This is a genomic window from Chryseolinea lacunae (assembly GCF_016735595.1).
GTDB lineage: Bacteria > Bacteroidota > Bacteroidia > Cytophagales > Cyclobacteriaceae > Chryseolinea > Chryseolinea lacunae.
The window spans coordinates 1,145,991-1,162,718 of sequence record NZ_JAERRB010000001.1 but is presented as its reverse complement, the minus strand read 5'-3'; the positions used below and the strand labels follow the sequence as shown (position 1 = coordinate 1,162,718).

Genomic DNA, 16,728 nt, shown 5'->3' with positions numbered 1-16,728 from the left:
GTTTGTGACTAAGCTTCTACCAGTTCGTTCTTCAGTGTGTAGGTCCACACCATGCCTTTGGTGTGGTTCACCACATCTTCGGCCAGGCTTCCGTTCACCAGGTGGGCTATGCCCGTGCGGCCGTGTGTGGCCATGGCAATGAGGTCGCCTTGTATTTTTTTGCTGAATTCGAGAATGCCTTCTTCGGTGTCGGTGTGATTAAAAATGCTGAGGGTATAGTTCTTGAGCATAAACCGCTTGGCAAACGCTTCCATTCTCTTTAGCGTAATCGTGTCGGATGTAAAGTTCAGCGGTGTGTTGATCCACACAATGTGCAGGTGTGCCTTGAAGAAATCCTGAAGAGCCTTCACTTTCAATGTGAGTTCTTCCTGCGAATCGGTGTCGAGATTGTTGGGGAACACAATGTTTTTCACAGGACCTTTGAAATAATCTTTCAACACCAGCACGGGCACCGGCGAATTACGAACCAGGCGTTCGGCATTCGAACCAATAAAGAGCTCGCGCAGGCCGCTGCTGCCGTGCGATCCCATCACCACGACGTCGATATTTTTGTCGGCAATGTAATCCAGTATTTTACCATACACCGGCCCGAACGATACGTTCGTCACCACCTTCGCGCCCTCGTTAGAATATTTACTGGTTATTTTTTCAAACGACTTTTCGGCATGCGCCCGCAAGTCGTTCAGCAACGTCTGTTCAAAATTCAACACCGGCATAAGCACTGTGTCGTGCAACACCGGAAGCTCAACCACGTTAACCAAATGTACAGTGCCAGCCGATTGCGCGGCAATATCCAATGCGAACCGGAAGGCATTGATGGCGGGCTTGGAAAAATCGCAGGGGACAAGTATGTTTTTCATGGTGTTGTTGGTTTGTTGATGTATCAAAAATAGCGGAAGCCCCCGGGCGCCGGTGTGAGGGGTGTCAGCGCAAAACCTGATTTATGTCAGGTTTTTGGGTTCGGCCTGCTATTCTTTATAGGCATTCACCTTCAACTCGATCTCGTTCTCCCACACAAAGCGCGAAAGTTTTTGTGTGATGGCGTTGAGCTGATCGGCCGAGCCTTTCAAATAGCCGATGGCCATCGCGGTTTGCTCGGGGGTGTTGTCGGGCAGTACCAGCAGGTTCACCAAGCCCAGAATGCTGCACAACGGTCCTCTCACCTCGTGGGCCACGATGAAGGCAATTTTTTCCAGGAGGTGAACATAATTTTTCCGGTGCGCCTCGGCATCCTTGCGGTCGTCTATGGGCATGCGCAGCGACAGGTAGTTCACAATCTTCCTGCTCTCGTCGAAGATGGGAATGATCACGGTGTCGACCCAATAGAGCGTGCCATCTTTGGCCTTGTTGAGAATTTCGCCTTGCCACAGCTTGCCATCCGAAATGGTGTTCCAGAGGTCTGCAAAAAATTCGCTACTGTGGTGGCCGGAGTTCACGATCCGGTGATTTTTTCCCACCAGTTCCCACATGGTGTATTTGGAGATCCGGCAAAAGTTTTCGTTTGCATACACAATCTTTCCTTTGGTGTCGGTGATAGACGAGATCATGTTCACATCAACGGCGTCGCGATAGGCCCGTAGCTGTTGAATGAGCCGGTCGCGTATGCCCGTTTGCGCGATCTCGCTCAGGTAGCCTTCCATCAGCCACGTGCCGTCCGAACTTTTGAAACAGGTATATTGGTCGCGCACATATTTCAGGGACTTGAACTTGTCATAGATTCGATATTCCAACACAAACAGCTTTCCTTCTTCAAACGAATTTTGTTTCCGTTCGCTCACCATGGTGAAGTCTTCCGGATGAATGACCCGTTCAAAAAAGTTGCACGACATAATGTAAATTTCACGGGGTGTGAAACCCAGCAGCTCGGAGGTTTGTTCCGTGGCGGAAATCACTTCCCAATGATCTGTATACTGAACCATGTAATACACACCGGGCAATTGTTGAATAAGTTTGCTTCGAAAATCCGGAGGAGGAAAAATGGATGTGTTCAAGGATGCACTGTTTTTTGTGGGGGACCGATTGATTTTACAGGTGACAAAGAATGGTCGTTTATGCAGAGCGGGTTGGAAGTTCTTTCCAGCCTTCAACTTGTTTGCGCAGGGCCTGGCACGTGTCGGCAATGGCTTCTTCGAAACTGCCCGCGGTTTTGGTGGCAAACAGATCATTGCCCGGCACGGCAAGACGAATGTCGCATACCTTATTCTTCTTCTCGTCCGACTTGTCGATGTGCAGCACCACTTTGCCTTCCATGATGCGGTCGCTCAGGTGGCTGAACTTTTGAACATGCTCTTCGGCAAATTTGAGCAACTCGGGTTTGCCGGTAAAGCCCGGGGTCTGGATGGTTATTTTCATAGCGTTTTTTTTAGATGATATTTTCGGACGTGTTCTTTTCAAATCGACCTGTCATTTCGTCTACGACGATCCGGAAGATCACAGGCTTTTTTTCTTTCAGGGGCTGGTGCTCGGCGGTGTGGAAGACAGGTTTCACCGATTCGCTGGTGTGAAACGCTTCAAACCGGTCGACCAGCAACTTCAGGACCTTGTCTTGTGCGGCTGGTGTCTTCACTTCTTCAAACGTTCCCCACAACACCACGCTTCGCCAGTTGGTCATATTGTCGACCTGGTCCACCTGGAAACATACATTTGGATTCTTGCGCATCATCGTCACCTTCAGGCCTTCTTTCGAATGGGCATAGATCATGCCGCCATCAAACACATAGGTCAGCGGCACGATATAGACCTTGCCGCCGGCGTGGCATCCCACGCGGCCTATCAACCCCGCAAGCAACACGCGCTCACATTGTTTTTTGGAAAGAGTGCCCAGCATAGTTTCAAAGTTTGAATGATCAATGTCGACATGCGTCCGGGAAGTGAAATGGTCTATGCGAAACGATGATGTTCGTCGTTACCCATCAATAGTATGTGCGTTCAAATTCATAGTTGTGAAAGCGTTCGAAGGCGGCTTTCTCCAGGGCCTCGCGATGATTGGGGTGTGCAATGTCAATCAGCGCCTTTGCGCGTTGCCGCATGTTCTTGCCATAGAGATAGGCAATGCCATATTCCGTCACAATATAGTGCGCGTGCGCCCGCGTCGTCACCACACCGGCACCGGGTTTCAGAAACGCCGAGATTTTCGACTCGCCCTTCTTGGTGATGGAAGGCAATGCAATGATAGGCTTGCCACCCTCCGACAACGCTGCCCCGCGCATAAAATCCATCTGGCCACCCACGCCCGAGAAATGATAGGTGCCAATCGAGTCGGAACAAACCTGGCCCGTAATGTCCACCTCAATGGCGCTGTTGATGGCCGTCACTTTCGGATTGGTGCGGATCACCGCCGTGTCGTTCACATAGTCTATGTTGAGCACCACCACCGACGGGTTGTCGTCAACAAAGTCGTAGAGTTTTCGGCTTCCCAATAAGAATGAAGTTACCGTTTTATTCCGGTATTTCTTTTTGTGTTCGTTTGTCACCACACCCTGCTCAAGCAACGGAATGATGCCGTCGGAAAACATTTCGGTGTGAATGCCCAGACCCTTGTGACCGGTCAGGCATTTGAGTACGGCATCGGGAATGGAACCGATGCCCATTTGCAAGGTGGCGCGGTCTTCCACAAGCTCGGCGCAATACATGCCGATGCGGTGCGAAATCTCTTCGTGCGGGTTGTTGTTAATGATCTCCGGCAGTTCCTGTTCCATCAGCACCATGGCGTTGAATGCGCTGCAATGCACAATGCCGTCGCCCAGCGTGCGCGGCATGCGCGGGTTCACCTGCGCCACAACATGTTTCGCAGTTTGAATCGCCGTGGCGGCAATGTCTACAGAAACGCCCAGCGAACAATAGCCATGTTTGTCGGGCGGCGACACCTGCACCAGGGCCACGTCGAGCGGAAGAATGTTTCGTTTGAACAACAACGGAATTTCACTGAGGAAAATGGGAACATAGTCGGCCCGTCCGTCATTCACGGCTTCGCGCACATTCTCCGACACAAACAGCGAGTTCATTCGGAAACTGTTTTTGTATTGAGGGTCCGTCACCAGTGCCTTGCCCTGCAGACTGATGCTCACCAATTCCACGTTCCACAACTCGGCGGCGCGTTCGGTAAGTTTCTTCAACAGATAGAGGGGAGTGGCCGCGCCACCGTGTATGTAAACGCGATCGCCGGGTTTAATAACCTTGACCGCTTCTTCTCCGGATATGTAATTCATGATGTATAGTTTTAGAGATGAATAAATTTCTATGAGCCAACATTCAGCACCACGCGTCCTTCGATGTTGCCGGTTTTCATATTATCGAACACGTCGTTAATGTCTTCGAGCTTTGCCGCGTGCACGGTGGCTTTCACTTTTCCATCGAGCGCAAACTCGATAGACTCCTGCAAGTCTTTGCGTGTTCCCACAATGGAGCCGCGAATGGTGAAACGATTCAATACCGTTTCAAAAATAGGCAGGTCAAAACTTCCGGGAGGCAAACCGACCAGCGACAGGGTGCCTTTGCGGCGAAGCGTGTTCAATGCCTGACGAAAGGCCACCGGCGAAACCGCCGTCACCAGCGAGCCGTGCACGCCACCAGTTTCTTTTTTGATAAACTCGCCGGCATCTTGTCGTGTCGAATTCACCACCACATCCGCGCCAAGCAACTTCGCCAGCGCAAGCTTGTCGTCCGCCACGTCGATGGCCGCCACGTGCATGCCCATGGCTTTTGCATATTGCACCGCCACATGTCCCAACCCGCCAATGCCCGAAATGGAAACCCATTCGCCGGGCTTCACTTCGGTTTCCTTCAAACCTTTATAAACCGTCACCCCCGCACAGAGAATGGGAGCCATGGCAATGAAATCAATGTTGGTGGGAAAGCGACCCACATAGCGGGCATCGGCCACCACATATTCGGCATAACTTCCGTCCACACCATAGCCGGTGTTTTTTTGCTGACCACACAAAGTCTCCCACCCCGTGATGCAATGTTCACAGTGCCCGCAGGCCGTATACAACCACGGCACGCCCACCACGTCGCCCTCCTTCATATAATTCACGTCCTCACCGAGTGCGGCCACATAGCCAATGCCCTCGTGGCCGGGAATGAAGGGAAGCTTGGGCTTCACGGGCCAGTCGCCACTCACGGCGTGCAAGTCTGTATGACAAACACCGCAGGCCATCACTTTCACCAGGATTTCATTTTTGCCCGGGCGTTTCACAGGCACTTCTTCAATGGAAAGTTTGCCACCGAAACGGGTAGCGACTGCGGCTTTCATTTTTTGAGGGTACATGGCGTTTTTGTTATATCCGAAAGCTACCGCCATCGCGAGGGCAGGCGCATGACAAAAGTCAGGTAAAAGCATAATCTATGTCAGCACCCGAAGGACGGGGTGGGCGTGTGACCAAAATCAGGTTTCAGTAAAACAAACCTCATAACGGCGCCGCTGTGTGTCTGCTACCTTTCGTAAAAAAACAAGCTTATGATTTCCATCATCGGAGTTACCAAGAACTATGCGTTGCAGCCGGCCTTGCTTGACAAGCACGCCAAAACGCTTGCCTGGCTATCGGCCACCATGCACTGGAAAAGTGAACTGGCATTTTTTCACAAGCTCCTCGACGAACATGCTGCTGTGGGCGTGGTGCGGCCCGACAAGACTGAAATAGATCACCTGCAAAACCTGATCTTCTTCTACACCGTGGAGGTGATCGAAGATATGCGGAAAAAATTGCGTAACCACGAAAGCCGCCTGGCGAAAATGCTGGAAACAAAAAGCGAATGGGACACGCAATATTATCACGAGCACGATGCCATCATGAATGAAGCCGTCGCCCTCTCTGCACGCATCGAGTTGCTGAAAGAGGATCTCAAACACTGGGTGGCCCAACATCCCCTGCAAAAGGGAGACGAGTCAATTCATTAAATCCAAAACCCCACGACTATGAAAAACACGATCAACACCCTGGAAGACGCCCTCGTGCTCGAACTTGAAAACTTGTATTGCAGCGAACGAAAACTGAAGGGAAGCCTCATCAAAATGTTGGGCATTGTGCAGTCGGAAAAGCTGCGCAACCTCCTGCGTCGCTATGCCGAAAGCTGCGAACTCAAACAGTCGAAGATCGATCGTGTGTTTTCCTATCTCAACCACGAGCCCATCTCCTGCCACACCAATGTGATCGACGAACTGGTAGAAGAAACGTTTGTGCGGCTAAAGTTCGCACAGACGCATCATGTGCAGGACCTGCTGCTTATCAACTGCCTGCAACGTATCAGCGCTTACAAAGCCTGTGCCTACGAAGCCAGCGTCCGCTATGCCGAAACGCTGGAACTTGACACGGCCACCGAGCTATTGGAAACCATCCTGCGTTGGGAACGCCGCCACGAACACGAACTGAAGGAGCTTTCGTTGCACGAGTTCACCGGAAAAGTAGAAGAAGCATTTTCATAAACGTCATCATGGCCGAGACAAAGGAAGAGATTCGGTTTCTTTCCGGACCGCAATCGCGGTGGGAGGAATTGACGTTTGTGATAAAAATTCTTTTTGATTTTATAAAAGGCTTTAGGGCATTGCATTTCGTGGGGCCATGCGTCACGTTTTTTGGATCGGCGCGCTTCGACGAAAAGCACGCCTACTATGCTGAGGCGCGTCACGTGGCGGCGCGCGTGGCACAACTGGGATTCACCGTCATGACTGGCGGTGGTCCGGGGTTGATGGAAGCCGCGAACCGCGGCGCTAAAGAAGTCGGCGGCCGCTCGGTGGGCTGCAACATTGTGTTGCCCACCGAACAAGCTCCCAACCGTTACCTCGACAAGTGGGTGAACATTCGCTACTTCTTTGTGCGAAAAACACTCCTCATCAAATACTCCTTCGCCTTCATCGTGCTGCCCGGTGGCTTCGGAACCATGGACGAATTTTTTGAAGCACTCACCCTCACCCAAACCAAAAAGATCCTGCGTTTTCCCATCATTGTCTTCGACCGCGACTTCTACAAAGACCTGGTCGATCATCTCGAATGGATGAAGCTCAAACAAACCATCACCGCCGAGGACCTCAAGCTGATCCTGGTCACCGATTCTGTAGACGAGGCCGTGGAGTTCATCAAAGAGAAAAGCATTGTGCGCTATGGTCTTGCCTACGAAAAAAAGTCGTCGCCTATCCGCTGGCTCTTGGAACGAAAGTGAATTCTTTTTCCAAAGTGCTGCTGTCCTGCATTTGTCAACATCCAAACAGTTTTTTCCTGACGCATTACCGGGGTAATTAACAGCCAGTTTTATACAGACGGGCGCATCATGGCTGGAAAGGATACGTATCTTTGGAAGATAGCCTCGCGCTAGCGTAACCCAAATCCCCCCATCGAATGCATTATCACCTGCAGTCACTGACCACCATTGCCCAGACACTGAAAACCAGCACGGCTGGCCTCGACAACGCCACGGCGCAACAACGTCTGCTGGAACATGGCAAAAACTCGCTCGAAGCCAAGAAGCGAAAAACCGTGTGGCACATGCTGTGGCAGCAGCTCACCGACTTCATGATTATCATCCTCGTGGCTGCCGCCGTGGTCTCGGGTGTGATGGGCGACCTCACCGACACCATCGTCATTCTGGCCATCGTGGTCATCAACGCCATCGTGGGTGTGGCACAGGAATATCGCGCCGAAAAAGCCATGGAAGCACTGGAGAACATGGCCGCAAGCCACGCGCGCGTGCTACGCGACGGGCATCCCATCGACGTTGTTGCTTCCGAACTGGTGCCCGGCGACGTGGTGCAGCTCGAAGCCGGCAACATCATTCCCGCCGATATCCGCGTCATCGAAGCCTATGCACTCAAAGTAGACGAGTCGTCGCTTACCGGCGAATCGGTGAACATTGAAAAGACACCCGACACGCTTCAGGATGGTGAATATTCGCTGGGCGACCGGGTCAACATCGGCTACAAGGGCACCCACGTCACCAACGGTCGCGGCACCGGCTATGTGGTGGCCACCGGCATGAAAACCGAGCTGGGCCGTATCGCCAAAATGATCCAGACCGAAGAGATCAAAACACCCTTGCAAAAACGACTCGACGGTTTTGGCAAACGACTCACGGTGATCATTCTTTTGCTCTGCGTGGTGTTCTTCTTTGTGGGCTGGCTGCGCGGCGAAGCGTGGACCACCATGCTGCTCACTTCCATCTCGCTGGCCGTAGCGGCCATTCCCGAAGCCTTGCCGGCGCTGGTCACCATCGCGCTGGCGCTGGGGGCAAAACGCCTCGTGAAAAACAACGCCCTCATTCGCAAACTTCCCGCCGTAGAAACCCTCGGCTCGGTCACCTTCATCTGCTCCGACAAAACCGGCACGCTCACGCTGAACAAAATGACGGTGCAGGAAATTTTTGAAAATGATGCGGCATCGTCGCTGGGCATTTTCGAAAATCAAAACGTGCTCCACAAAGCCATCGGCCTCAACAACGATGTCACCAAAGACAAGGAAGGTGTTTGGGTAGGAGAGTCAACCGAAGTGGCGCTGGCCCAATATGCACAAGACAACGGGCACGAACGTTTTGTGCTCGAAGAAAAATATCCCCGGCTGGGCGAGCTTCCTTTCGACTCACGCCGCAAAAGCATGACCACGCTGCACCAGACCAACGCCGGTGTGGTGGCCATCGTGAAAGGCGCGGTAGACATATTGTTCACCAAACTGATCCCCGAACAACAAGCCTCCATCGCCGCCTTCGAAGACGAAGCCAACGCCATGGCACAACGCGGCTACCGCACACTTGGCTATGCCGTGCGCGTGTTCAGCGACATGCCTTCCGAAGTCACACCCGAAACCATCGAAACGTCACTCACCTTCATCGGCGTGGCAGGCATGATGGACCCGCCCCGTGAAGAAGCCCGCGAGGCCGTGGCCCAATGCAAGGCCGCTGGCATCACGCCCGTCATGATCACCGGCGACCACAAGCTCACCGCCAAAGCCGTGGCCGAAAACCTGGGCATCGTGTCGGCTGCCACCGACGTGATCCTCGAAGGCGCAGAACTGAAAAAACTCGACGATGCAGCGTTTGCCGCCGTCGTAGAAAATGTGCGCGTCTATGCACGTGTCGATCCCGAACAAAAGCTGCGCATCATCGGCGCCCTGCAAGCCCGAAACCAATTTGTGGCCATGACGGGCGACGGCGTGAACGACGCACCCGCCCTCAAGAACGCCGACATCGGCATCGCCATGGGCATCAACGGCACCGAAGTGTCGAAAGAAGCCTCACACATGATTTTGCTCGACGACAACTTTGCCACCATCGTGAAAGCGGTGAAACACGGTCGTCGCATCTTCGACAACATCCTCAAATTCATCAAGTATATCATGACGGGCAACTCTGGTGAAATATGGGCCCTGTTCCTCGCGCCGCTCGTGGGCTTGCCCATTCCCCTGTTGCCCATCCACATCCTCTGGATGAATCTCATCACGGATGGGCTACCCGGCCTGGCACTGGCGTCCGAACCCTCCGAACCAGACATCATGAACCGCCCACCCCGGAGCCCGAAAGAAAACATCTTTGCCAACGGTATGGGGCGACACATCATTGTGTTTGGCTTTCTCATGGGCGCCGTCACACTCGCCATGGAGGCCCTGGCCCTGCACACCGGCGACATGCACTGGCAAACCATGACCTTCACTGTGCTTTGCTTCAGCCAACTAGGACACGTGGTGGCCATCCGGTCCGAACACAGCTCAATCTTTCGCATCGGCCTGCTGTCTAACAAACCCATGCTGGGCGCGCTGGCCATCACCATAGGTTTGCAACTGGCCGTGATCTACGTTCCGTTTCTGAACACCATCTTCAAAACACAGCCGCTCACCTTTGGCGAACTGTTGCTCACCCTCGCCGTGTCGAGCGTTGTGTTCCTGGGCGTGGAGGTTGAAAAGCTTTTGTGGAAGAAGAAACGTTGATTCCGGCGAACCTATATAAAACGCTACCTTCGAACTGCTCAAACCGTCCATCCTATGCTGAAACACTATTGGAACACCGCCCTGCGAAACCTGTTGCGCTACAAACTTTTCGCGACCATCAACATCGTGGGTCTCTCCATCAGCATTGCCATTTTTCTGGCGCTCACCAACTATGTGAGCTACCAGTTTAGCTACGACAAATTTTATCCCGGCGGCGAACGCATCTATCGCATCGACTACTTCGAATACCAGCAGGGGCAACCCGTGCTGCAAACCGCACGCACCCACGACCGCACCGCTCTGCTCGTGCACGAATATGCGCCCGAAGTGGAAGCCGTGACGCGGGTCTACAACGAGAAGGCCTACATCTTCACCGAAGACGTGCGCATCGTAGACCAGAACATGCTCTACGTCGACAGTTCGTTTCTGAAAGTGTTTCCCCTCAAAATCGTCAGCGGCTCCGCCGATCAATCGCTCACACCGCCAAGCTCCGTCATGATCTCGAAGTCGCAGGCCCGCGTCTATTTTGGCGACGCCGACCCCATGGGCAAAATACTCTACTTCAACGAACGCCTGCCCTTCACCGTCACCGGCGTGTTCGAAGACATTCCCGCCAGCGCGTCGCTCGATTTTGACTTTCTGCTCTCCTGGTCCACCATGCCCTACTACGGCTGGGTCTCCAAAGACGGAAACTTCAGCGCACCGTGGACGTTCACCTATGTGCGCCTCAAAGAAAACATCACCGACATCGCCGCCGTGAACCGTGGCCTCACCGCCATGGCCAACGAACACATCACCACCCTGGAAAAGCGTGGACACACCGCGCGCTACGAACTGCGCCCCTACGAAAACCTGCACACCGCCAACGAATTGTCGGGCGAAGCAAAACCGGCCACACGCAAAACAATCCTCTATGCCTTGTTGTCGCTGGCCGTGTTCATTTTGCTGGCCGCGTGGATAAACTATGTCAACCTCTCGCTGGCACGCTCACTCGAGCGCGCCGATGAAATTGGCGTGCGCAAAGTGTTTGGCGCATCACGCACCGCCATCAGTGGACAATTTTTATTGGAAGCTGCTATTCTTTCGTGCATCACGTTTGTGATCGGCTGCGGGCTCTACCTGTTGTTCACCGGTCCTTTTGCAGCGCTGCTGTTCACCAACATCGCCTTCATGCCAACCCAACCCACCACGTGGGGCCTATACTTTGTGGGGTTTGTGACGGGCACCACGCTCATCGCATTCCATCCCGCGCATTTCATATCCAAATACAAACCGGCGCTCATTCTCAAAAACAAACTGGGCACGGGCAAAGGCAAGGCTAACCTGCTGCACCAGGGGCTCATGATCTTTCAATTGTTTCTGGCCGTGGCCATTGTGGGCATCACGCTCATTGCTGGCCGCCAACTCTCGTTCATGCGCGCGTTCGACTCGGGCTTCAACACGCGGCACACCGTCACCCTGCGCGCGCCCGCCTCAACCAACTCCGACTCCCTGCGACGCACGCGCTTCAACGCCTTCCGCAACGACATGCTGCAACTCGCAGCCCTCCGGTCTGGCACCGCGTCCATGAACATTCCTGGTCAGGAAATTCGCTTTCACGACGAAGACATCCACCCCGTGGGCTCCGGCACCGAACACAAACAATCATTCTGGATCATGTGGATCGACGAAGGTTATCAGGAAACGTTCGGACTCACCTTGCTGGGCGGAAGAAACTTCAACGCCAAAGAAACCGGCCTCACCGTCATGATCAACGAGACGGCTGCACGCGCCCTGGGCTACAGCACACCCACCGATGCCGTGAACACCCGCATCACCACCGGCGACCATGAAATCGCCACCGTGGTCGGCGTCTGGAAAGACTACCACCACGAGTCGGTACACAAACCCGTCGACCCCATCGTGTTCTTCCACCGCCACCCCAACGAATACGGCTACTATTCTTTCAATGTGGAATCGCGCGAAGGCAACTACCTCAAAGCCATGGAGACCATCTGGCACAAACACTATCCCAACGATCCGTTCATCTACTACTACATGGACCGCTTCTTCGAAGAGCAATACCGTGCCGACGAGCTCTTTGCAAAATTGCTGAGCCTCTTCAGCGTCATCTCCATCACCGTGGCCAGCCTCGGCCTCTTCGGCATGGCGTCGCTGGCCATGGTGAAGCGTACAAAAGAAATCGGCGTGCGCAAAGTGCTGGGCGCCACCGTGTGGAACATCGTGGTCATGCTCTCCAAAACCTACATCAAGCTCATCGCCATCAGCTGCGCCTTCGCCTTCCCGCTGGCCTACTACATCACCTGGCACTGGCTGCAAACCTTCGCCTACAAAATCGACATCCGCTGGTGGATGATCATTCTGCCCGGCGTCATCGTTTTGCTGGCCACCCTGCTCACCATCGCCAGCCAAAGCATCAAAGCCGCAGTGGCCAATCCGGCAAAGAGTTTAAAAGATCAGTGATGCACAGTAGTCATGGCGTTGCCTCGTATCCTCGGCCCGCGCTATCCACTGCAAGTCCGCCCACCCCCAAACCCGCCGCACTGCGGGCTTTCCGTTCCTATCGCTAACGCAGGTCGCGGGTGCTATGCCATACAAGTAGTAGCGTTGAAGTTATTATTAAGCAGCGTTTCAAAAGAACGCCAATAGAGCTAATTCATGCGTGTGATTCTTGTTCTCAGCAACTTTGCGAAAAAAATAGTCGCTCCAGTCATTACTCGATTCTGAATTTTGCGATTAATGTATACGATATTTTAACCTGCTCAAAAGCAACATCGTTTTGCGGCTTGTCAGAATCATAGTACGAAGTGTCTTCGAATCGCGGCTGATAGTCAATCTTTCCTCGCAATACCAGACGGTCGTTGAAGTTCATCTCACTTATCTCCAGCACAGGTCCCAGTTTGCCGTTCAGGCTTGATGTCAGTAGCGTCGCTTTTTCGAGCGCATTGTTAGCGGCCTTCACTTTAGCTTCCGTTCTATATTTTTCGATCTCTGTGTGCGTCACTTCCGTGACGGCCACTGATAAAATTTCGACATTGGCCAGTTCTCCAAGAAGTGGGTTCAGGAGATCAATGTTTGTTAACTTGAGCATGTAACGCTTGCTGATCAACAAATCGGCATTCATCTTTTTTAAGGCACTCTGTCTGCCCGACGAGGCGGTCACTTTCAAATTCTCCACGGGAATGCTTACAACCTGAAGAGCCTTTTTTAATTGGTCTTCCAACTGCTCAAGCGAAACGATTTTCCCGCTTTTTTTATATTCTTTCAATTCTATGGACAGATATATGATGTTGGGATCGACGTTTATTTCACCTACACCGGTAACTTCAATGAACCGGCTACCCGGGGCAGAAGCGGCTGCCTGATTGGGTGTGGTCGTTATTTGAGACAGGGAGGTGAATGCGATAAGGCATAACAGGAGAGACGTGATGGTTTTCATAGGGAAATGGTGTGTTGTTTTATGTATAGATAAATTCGATGATTAATAAAGAGGCAGCACGTTCCTCTTGGTGAGCCTTGAACATCACGAGTAACCTGGCTTTCTTTTTAGTGGATTGTTGCACTTTCCATAAGGAAGCACTGTCATATTGCCGCTTCCTTTAATTCAATCTTCCGCCCATCCAAGTCCTCAACAACGGCAATCCGCCCCCATTCTGTGATCGCCGGAACCTTCGTAACCCTTCCTGTGTGCTGAGTAATCTTTTCAATCACACCATCTAAATTTTCGACAGTAAAGCCCAGACGCAACGTGTTGTCAACGGTTTTGTCGTGGGAAAGAGGATAGATCTCAAAGACAACACCTTCGATGTTCGCAGCATAATGCATCGGTCCATTCCCATGCCGGTGATGTTCAAATGTGATCCCAAGCATTTCGTAAAACTCAGATAGGGCTTTCGGGTTAAAAGTTTTGAGTACAAGCAAATTTATTTTCATGTCAACAGCATTGATCAATAAATGTAACCCGAACCAGACACCGAAAGCAAAAGCAAAAACTTCGTAAGTCCGCCTCTTGGTATGCGACTTCCAAAGCAAACGTGGTTGTATGTCCGGCAAACATCGCAGTTCGTCCAAAGGCGGTTCTAAGAGTTGTTTTTATTCACGTTATTCAATGGCGCACCAAAAGAGCCCGCCCTTTATGAACCGCAGAAAATTCATTCACAAAACGATAGCAACGGTAGCCACCGCCGCCACCTTTCCACACGTCACGGCAGCCCGCGCCGCCGACGAAACAATCATCGGCGTCAACGGCCCCCTTCGCCCACGCGACCTGAAATTCACCCTCACCCACGAACACGTACTCGCCGACTTCATCGGCGCCGAAAAATACAGCCGCGACCGCTACGTGGCCGACGAAGTGTTTGCCCGCGCGTTGCCCTTTCTCCAGGACGTGAAGAAACGCGGCTGTGTAACCTTCATCGATTGTTCACCGGCCTACCTCGGTCGCGATGTGCTCCTGCTCAAACGCCTCGCCGATGCCACAGGCCTTAACATCATCACCAACACGGGCTACTACGGGGCCGTGGAAGAACGTTTCCTCCCCAAACACGCCTACACCGAAACCGCCGAACAACTCGCCGCCCGCTGGACCGACGAATTTCACCACGGCATCGAAGGCACCGGCATCCGCCCCGGCTTCATCAAAACCAGCGTAGACAAAGCACCCCTAACCAACACCCAACGCAAAATCATCGACAGCGCCGCCCTCACACACCTCGCCACCGGCCTCACGCTCGCCGTGCACACGGGCAACGGCAACGCTGCACGCGAACAGCTTGTCATTCTTGCTGCACGCGGTGTGTCGCCCGCTGCGCGCATCTGGGTGCACGCCCAAAACGAAACCGACAAGGCCTATCACGTGGAGGCCGCCCGTAAAGAAAGCTGGGTGTCGTTCGACGGCGTCAATCCCGAAACGGTGCAGGAAAATGTGGAGCGTCTTCAAAACATGAAGAAGGAAAAACTTCTTCACCGCGTCTTGGTGTCGCAAGACTCGGGATGGTATAACGTGGGCGAACCAAACGGAGGCAATTACAAAGACTACAACTGCATCTTCACACAGTTTATCCCAGCCCTGAAAGCAAACGGATTTTCACAAGCGGAACTCGACATGCTCTTCATAGCGAATCCCGCAAGCGCATTCACGGTCAGGGTGCGGAAGCTGTGAAATGCGAACGCTGTATCTGTCATGCAGGCAAACTCACTTTTTAACAACCGCATACCGGCGCGCGCCAACATCTTTCTGAAACTTCATTTTCCCAAACCAGAATTTCAAACACAGCTCGCGGATCAGTTGGTGTTCATAAGGATTCTCCGCCAGGGTAACCAGTCCAGCCTCCAGCGCGGCAACCGGTTTGTGGGCTACCCACTTTTTCAGCGTCGACAAAATGAGCTGTTCCGTTTCAAACAGCTTGCGCTCCGATTTCAATTTGCGCTCCACGGCGCGGAGGGCGTGCGAGAGATAGGTCACGTCGTCCATCAGGGCATTCACCAGCAGGTTCAGCAACTGAAACAGCGTGTGCAGCGAAGGGTTCACGGCATCGGGAGGGAGGTTCAATATTTTGTTGATGATCTTCAGCGCCGGCGAATAGTGGCCGTGCGTCATATAGGTTCGCACCATGGCCAACTGCAAGGCCAGCTCCATGTAAAAGGGAAGCTGATGCGCCTCTTTCGCGATCATGGCCTTATGGTGTTCCAGCACGCGCCACGCGTCGGCAAACAACCCCTGGTCTACCTTTCGGAGCAGGTCATATTCCACCGTTTTGTATTTCACCACCAGGTGAAGCTCTTCGCTCAGCTCGGCCAGTGTGTTCAGTTCGCCAAGAAAAAAGTCCATGTCGTCATACTTGCCCATCCAGCGCAGGTCATAGAGAATGCCTTCCAGCAATTGCAGGTAATAGAGCGGTGTGTCTTTCCAGAGGTGGCGGTTTTTTTGGAACAGGCTGTTCAGCTCATGAAACACGTCCAGGCTGCCTTGCGGATCGCCCGTCATCTGAAAATAGGTCGACTGAAAGTGCAGGTGAAGCTGGTCGGCGTGAAACGATTTGTAGCGCGCGTCCTTCAGCAGTTGATATTCTTCCAGCAACAAGTCATTGAGCACCGTAATGTCTTTCGCGCTTCGCGCCACGCCATTTTTCCGATAGCGCAGCAACAACACTTCAAAGAGCATGGCGTGTTTGCTGATCTTGCTTTCCTGTTCCAGCATGCGTCCCAGCATTTCCTGCTTTTCGATGAGGGCCGCTTCCGATGTGCCGGCAAATTGCAGACGCTCCAGAGAATGAAGTTCCTGCTTGGCCAGCAGGGCGTAGTACATAAATTTTTCGTGCACCAGCGCCAGTTGTTTTCCCTTGGCCAACTGGTCGAAACTCATTTTCACCAGCCCGCGGTTGTAGAGAATGCGACTGTCCTGCAACAGGTTCATAAGTTTCACGTCAATGTCTTCGCGCGTGTATTGGCGAAGGCTTTTCATCAACACCTTGTAAAGATGTTTGCGGGCGGGCTCCACGCGGGTGTTGGGAAAGGCGCGTGCCACCGCGGCGTGAAGCGACGAAACCTCGTGGCACGATTCCAGAACATCGAACAATGCAATGTAGGCCTTCTCACCTTTCTGTATGTCGGTGTTCAAACGGAAATACCGCTTCTCCGATTTCGACATACACTGCACTAACGAGTATAACGATTCAATGGAATGCATAAGCTTGGGTGACCGAATGATAAATAACCTCATTTTCAAGAAAAGAACCAACGCCCGTCACCACGAGCGGCTGGTTTAGGATGCGTGTTCCGACGTTAAAAAAAATTAACGTTCCGTATGCATCACACTGTT

Annotated in this window: 15 protein-coding genes; 6 read left to right on the top strand and 9 right to left on the bottom strand. The window is 52.8% G+C overall.

The genetic code is table 11. The features are described 5' to 3' along the window. Window positions 1-8 precede the first annotated feature (8 nt). The 6 genes from JI741_RS04630 to adhP all read right to left on the bottom strand — a co-directional run bounded on the left by JI741_RS04630 (window position 9) and on the right by adhP (window position 5,269). Window positions 9-860, bottom strand: coding sequence for a universal stress protein (locus tag JI741_RS04630; protein ID WP_202007821.1), 852 nt, complete (start codon window positions 858-860; stop codon window positions 9-11). Window positions 861-968: 108 nt separating this feature from the next. Beyond that, complete coding sequence (locus tag JI741_RS04625) at window positions 969-1,991, bottom strand: PAS domain-containing protein (RefSeq protein WP_202007820.1); 1,023 nt, start codon at window positions 1,989-1,991, stop codon at window positions 969-971. A 58-nt stretch (window positions 1,992-2,049) separates the two neighbouring features. Next, on the bottom strand, window positions 2,050-2,352 hold the full coding sequence (locus JI741_RS04620) for an HPF/RaiA family ribosome-associated protein (RefSeq protein WP_202007819.1): 303 nt from the start codon (window positions 2,350-2,352) through the stop codon (window positions 2,050-2,052). Window positions 2,353-2,362: 10 nt separating this feature from the next. Further along, a complete protein-coding gene (locus tag JI741_RS04615; RefSeq protein WP_202007818.1) occupies window positions 2,363-2,827 on the bottom strand; it encodes a pyridoxamine 5'-phosphate oxidase family protein in 465 nt (154 codons plus the stop codon). An 85-nt stretch (window positions 2,828-2,912) separates the two neighbouring features. Next, a complete protein-coding gene (locus tag JI741_RS04610) occupies window positions 2,913-4,208 on the bottom strand; it encodes an acetyl-CoA hydrolase/transferase family protein (RefSeq protein ID WP_202007817.1) in 1,296 nt (431 codons plus the stop codon). A 29-nt stretch (window positions 4,209-4,237) separates the two neighbouring features. Further along, window positions 4,238-5,269, bottom strand: coding sequence for an alcohol dehydrogenase AdhP (gene adhP, locus JI741_RS04605; protein ID WP_202007816.1), 1,032 nt, complete (start codon window positions 5,267-5,269; stop codon window positions 4,238-4,240). Window positions 5,270-5,458: 189 nt separating this feature from the next. Between adhP and JI741_RS04600 the strand changes: the two genes are divergently transcribed. The 5 genes from JI741_RS04600 (at window position 5,459) to JI741_RS04580 (ending at window position 12,371) form a co-directional block, all read left to right on the top strand. Next, window positions 5,459-5,899 carry a hypothetical protein gene (locus tag JI741_RS04600; RefSeq protein ID WP_202007815.1) on the top strand — a complete coding sequence of 147 codons (441 nt, stop codon included), beginning with the start codon at window positions 5,459-5,461 and terminating at the stop codon, window positions 5,897-5,899. 18 nt (window positions 5,900-5,917) lie between these two features. Beyond that, window positions 5,918-6,424, top strand: coding sequence for a DUF892 family protein (locus tag JI741_RS04595; RefSeq protein WP_202007814.1), 507 nt, complete (start codon window positions 5,918-5,920; stop codon window positions 6,422-6,424). An 8-nt stretch (window positions 6,425-6,432) separates the two neighbouring features. Further along, complete coding sequence (locus tag JI741_RS04590) at window positions 6,433-7,158, top strand: LOG family protein (protein ID WP_202007813.1); 726 nt, start codon at window positions 6,433-6,435, stop codon at window positions 7,156-7,158. A gap of 176 nt (window positions 7,159-7,334) precedes the next feature. After that, complete coding sequence (locus tag JI741_RS04585; protein ID WP_202007812.1) at window positions 7,335-9,908, top strand: calcium-translocating P-type ATPase, PMCA-type; 2,574 nt, start codon at window positions 7,335-7,337, stop codon at window positions 9,906-9,908. 54 nt (window positions 9,909-9,962) lie between these two features. Next, the gene (locus JI741_RS04580) at window positions 9,963-12,371 is read left to right on the top strand and encodes an ABC transporter permease (RefSeq protein ID WP_202007811.1); all 2,409 of its coding nucleotides are present in this window, start codon (window positions 9,963-9,965) and stop codon (window positions 12,369-12,371) included. 250 nt (window positions 12,372-12,621) lie between these two features. Here the strand turns inward: JI741_RS04580 and JI741_RS04575 are convergent, their stop codons facing one another. Together JI741_RS04575 and JI741_RS04570 are read right to left on the bottom strand one after the other, a co-directional pair. Beyond that, the gene (locus JI741_RS04575; RefSeq protein ID WP_202007810.1) at window positions 12,622-13,347 is read right to left on the bottom strand and encodes an SIMPL domain-containing protein; all 726 of its coding nucleotides are present in this window, start codon (window positions 13,345-13,347) and stop codon (window positions 12,622-12,624) included. Window positions 13,348-13,490: 143 nt separating this feature from the next. Beyond that, the gene (locus tag JI741_RS04570; RefSeq protein ID WP_236675863.1) at window positions 13,491-13,979 is read right to left on the bottom strand and encodes a VOC family protein; all 489 of its coding nucleotides are present in this window, start codon (window positions 13,977-13,979) and stop codon (window positions 13,491-13,493) included. A gap of 64 nt (window positions 13,980-14,043) precedes the next feature. Here JI741_RS04570 and JI741_RS04565 point away from each other — a divergent pair, with 64 nt between their 5' ends. Continuing rightward, complete coding sequence (locus JI741_RS04565) at window positions 14,044-15,069, top strand: phosphotriesterase family protein (protein ID WP_202007809.1); 1,026 nt, start codon at window positions 14,044-14,046, stop codon at window positions 15,067-15,069. 33 nt (window positions 15,070-15,102) lie between these two features. On the opposite strand, the gene JI741_RS04560 is transcribed toward JI741_RS04565, so the two are convergent. After that, the gene (locus tag JI741_RS04560; RefSeq protein WP_202007808.1) at window positions 15,103-16,557 is read right to left on the bottom strand and encodes a hypothetical protein; all 1,455 of its coding nucleotides are present in this window, start codon (window positions 16,555-16,557) and stop codon (window positions 15,103-15,105) included. Window positions 16,558-16,728 lie beyond the last annotated feature (171 nt).